Origin of the sequence: Methylocaldum sp. (assembly GCF_039794385.1) — a bacterium.
Lineage (GTDB): Bacteria > Pseudomonadota > Gammaproteobacteria > Methylococcales > Methylococcaceae > Methylocaldum.
This window is the reverse complement of the sequence record NZ_JBDIVO010000456.1, coordinates 1-3,069: the sequence shown is the minus strand read 5'-3', so window position 1 is coordinate 3,069 and position 3,069 is coordinate 1. Positions and strand designations below refer to the sequence as shown.

The following is a 3,069-nucleotide window of genomic DNA, read 5'->3' as shown; positions in this document are numbered from 1 at the left end:
GCTCGAAAAACGCCCGTTCGCCCGCGGCCAGCCGCACCATCCATTCGACCAGATCGACCCCGGTGACCGCTTCGGTGACGCCGTGCTCCACCTGCAGCCGGGTATTGACCTCGAGGAAATAGAATTGGTCCGTCGCCGCGTCGTACACGAATTCCACCGTGCCCGCCGAGCGGTAATTCACGGCGCGACCCATGGCCAGGGCATGCGCGTAAAGCAGTTCCCGCACCTCGGGGCTCAGGCCCGGCGCCGGCGTTTCCTCGACCACCTTCTGGTTGCGGCGCTGCAGCGAGCAGTCCCGTTCGCCGAGATGCAGAACGCCCCCCTGTCCGTCGCCGAAAATTTGCACTTCGATATGGCGGGCCCGTTCGACGAATTTTTCCAGATAGAGTCCTGTGTCCTTGAAATTGGCGGCGCCTAGGCGCTGAACGGAATCGTAGGCATCCACGAGTTCGGATTCGCTCCGGCACAATCGCATGCCGATCCCTCCGCCGCCCGCGGTGCTTTTCAGCATCACCGGAAAGCCGATGCGTTGAGCCTCGGCCAGAGCGTGCCGCACATCGGACAGGAGTCCGGTTCCGGGCAGCAGCGGAACGCCGTTCGCCTCGGCGATTTCGCGCGCCGTGTGCTTGAGGCCGAATCTTCGGATCTGGTCCGGCGTCGGGCCGATGAAGGCGAGCCCGCGTTCGGCGCATGCCTCGGCGAAAGCGGCGTTTTCGCTCAGGAAGCCGTAACCGGGATGGATGGCCTCCGCGCCGCTGCTTCGCGCCGCATCGAGGATGCGGTCGATGCGGAGATAACTTTCGGCGGCGGGCGGCGGGCCGATGCAGACGGCTTCGTCGGCTTCTTCCACGTGACGGGCGTGGGCGTCGGCCTCCGAATAAACCGCCACGCTCCGTATCCCTAAGCGGCGCAGGGTACGTTGAATACGGCAGGCGATCTCGCCGCGATTGGCGATCAATACCTTGTCGAACATCGGTGTTCTTGCTCTTTCAGGATGGGGCGGGTCGTCCCGCCGTTTTCGCGAGCCACGGGTCGTCCCGCGGCGAATCGGATCACGGTTGATGGCATGCCCCGAGGCTGGCTGCCTCGTGGCTGGCGCGGTGCTTCGGCAACATGGAAAACCTGCCGGCGAGGTCGCTCATCCGTTCCACACCAGCAGCCGGATCGGTGTCGGGTTGTAGGCGTTGCACGGGTTGTTGAGTTGCGGACAGTTGGAAATCAGCACCATCACGTCCATCTCGGCGCGCAGCTCGACATATTTGCCGGGTGCCGAAATGCCGTCGGCGAAGGTCAGGCCGCCTTCGGGAGTCACCGGCACGTTCATGAAGAAATTGATGTTGGCGGTGATGTCGCGCTTGGTCATGGCGCGCTGACGGGCACAGTCGCAGTGCGCCAGAGCATGCAGAAAATTGTCGCGGCAGCTGTGCATGGGGCGCTTGTCCAGAGCGTAGCGCACGGCATTGCTCTCCGCCGCGCAGGCGCCGCCCAGCGTGTCGTGGCGGCCGCAGGTGTCGGCGACGATGGTCAGCATGGGCCGCCCCTCGCTGGAGTACAGCACCGAACCGACGCCGAGATACAGATTGCCCTGGCGGCGTATGGTATCCACCGCACTGTAGCGCTCTTCCGGATCATCGGCGCTGTAGAACAGGGTATCCACCGCCTGGTTGCCCTCCAGGTCGAGGATGCGAAAGATCTGGCCTTTCTTCACCAACCCCGTCCACGGTTCTCCGGCCGGGCATGTTTCGTCGAGAACGGCGTTTTCCGGAGCGAGTGTGCTTTCGATCAACATGGGTGTCCTCCTAGCAGGCGTAGAAACGCTCGGTATTGATGAAACCGCGCCGGTTCTGTTCGCACGAGGTGCGGCAGAGGTCGCTTTCACCGCCGGGCCCCGCATGCCAGGCGGTCAGCTTTACCGCCGCCGGCCGGTATTCCGGGTTCGGGTCCAGCGGGTGCGGTGCGGTCGAAAACACCACCAGCACGTTCATGTCGAAGCGCAGATCGACCACGTCGCCGGCCCGGCTGTGCCCGGAATGGAAGCGAAGTCCGCCGTCCGCATCCGCCGTCACCTTGCTGAAGAAATTGACGTTGGCGGCCAGATCGCGCTTGCCCAGGCCCCATTTGCCGAGTTCGATCAGGAGGCCGTCCCGGCCGCTGCGGTACATGTCGTTGCGGTGGGTCTGAAACGTGGCGGTGCCGTATTTGTCCAGAATCGATGCGTTGTCGCTGGTGCCGCACACGGTGTCGTGCCAGCCGACCGAATCGTGGATGATCGAGCACAGCACTCGGCCCATGTCGGAGTAGCACACGTGGCCGGCGGTGAGGAAGGCGGTGTGCTGGGCCTTCAGCGTATCCGGCATGTTGTAGCGTTCCAGCTTCTCCTCCTGGTTGTAGAACAGCGCCGAGACGTTGGCGCCGCCCTCCAGGTCGGTGAGGCGCAGCGCCGAACCGCGCCGCAGCAGGCCGGACCAGTGATTGCCGCCGGGAACCGTCTCTTCCCAGAGGATTCGGTCAGGGGTGAAGGTGATCGTCATGCTTGACCTCTCATCATCGAAAAATGAACACAAAAGAAGCGCCGCCGTTCTTGGCCGCAGAGCTCGCATCGGAACCGGTCGTGGTCATGCGGCAGCCCCCGGCTGTGCGGTGGCCGTGAGCTTGTCCAGCATTCCGCGATCGGTTTGCATCCCCGAGGTGGCGCGGATGCGGGACAGGATTTCCCGTTTCAGCTCGGTGAATTCGGGAGATAGCTTCATGTCCTGCTCGCGTTCCGGTGGCAGCGGAACCTCGTAGATCGAGTCGATCCGTCCGGGACGGGGCGCCATCAGGACCACCCGGTCGCCGAGATAGATCGCCTCTTCCACGTCATGGGTGACGAACACGATGGTGGGCCTTTCCAGCGCGAACACATGCAGGATGAGATCGTGCATCACCTCGCGCGTCTGCGCGTCGAGCGCGCCGAACGGTTCGTCCATCAACAGGATGTCGGGCCGGTTCATCAGTGCGCGGGCGATGGCCACGCGCTGCTGCATGCCCCCGGAAAGCTGGTTGGGATAGGCGTTTTCGACCGGGGCG

The 3,069-nt window shown here is 64.1% G+C and carries 4 protein-coding genes; all 4 read right to left on the bottom strand.

The window, feature by feature from the left end:
• On the bottom strand, positions 1–973 hold a 973-nt coding region (locus ABJK70_RS22625; RefSeq protein WP_347259216.1), incomplete at its 3' end, for a biotin carboxylase N-terminal domain-containing protein.
• Positions 974–1,138: 165 nt separating this feature from the next.
• On the bottom strand, positions 1,139–1,789 hold the full coding sequence (locus ABJK70_RS22620; RefSeq protein WP_347259215.1) for an urea amidolyase associated protein UAAP2: 651 nt from the start codon (positions 1,787–1,789) through the stop codon (positions 1,139–1,141).
• 10 nt (positions 1,790–1,799) lie between these two features.
• Positions 1,800–2,531, bottom strand: coding sequence for an urea amidolyase associated protein UAAP1 (locus ABJK70_RS22615; protein WP_347259214.1), 732 nt, complete (start codon positions 2,529–2,531; stop codon positions 1,800–1,802).
• Positions 2,532–2,615: 84 nt separating this feature from the next.
• Positions 2,616–3,069: ATP-binding cassette domain-containing protein (locus tag ABJK70_RS22610; protein ID WP_347259213.1), on the bottom strand; the 454-nt coding region annotated here is incomplete at its 5' end.

What these genes read in the sequence shown, in the direction of transcription:
- ABJK70_RS22620 (WP_347259215.1), bottom strand. Translation starts at nt 1,789, where the DNA reads ATGTTGATCGAAAGCACACTCGCTCCGGAAAACGCCGTTCTCGACGAA.
- ABJK70_RS22615 (WP_347259214.1), bottom strand. Translation starts at nt 2,531, where the DNA reads ATGACGATCACCTTCACCCCTGACCGAATCCTCTGGGAAGAGACGGTT.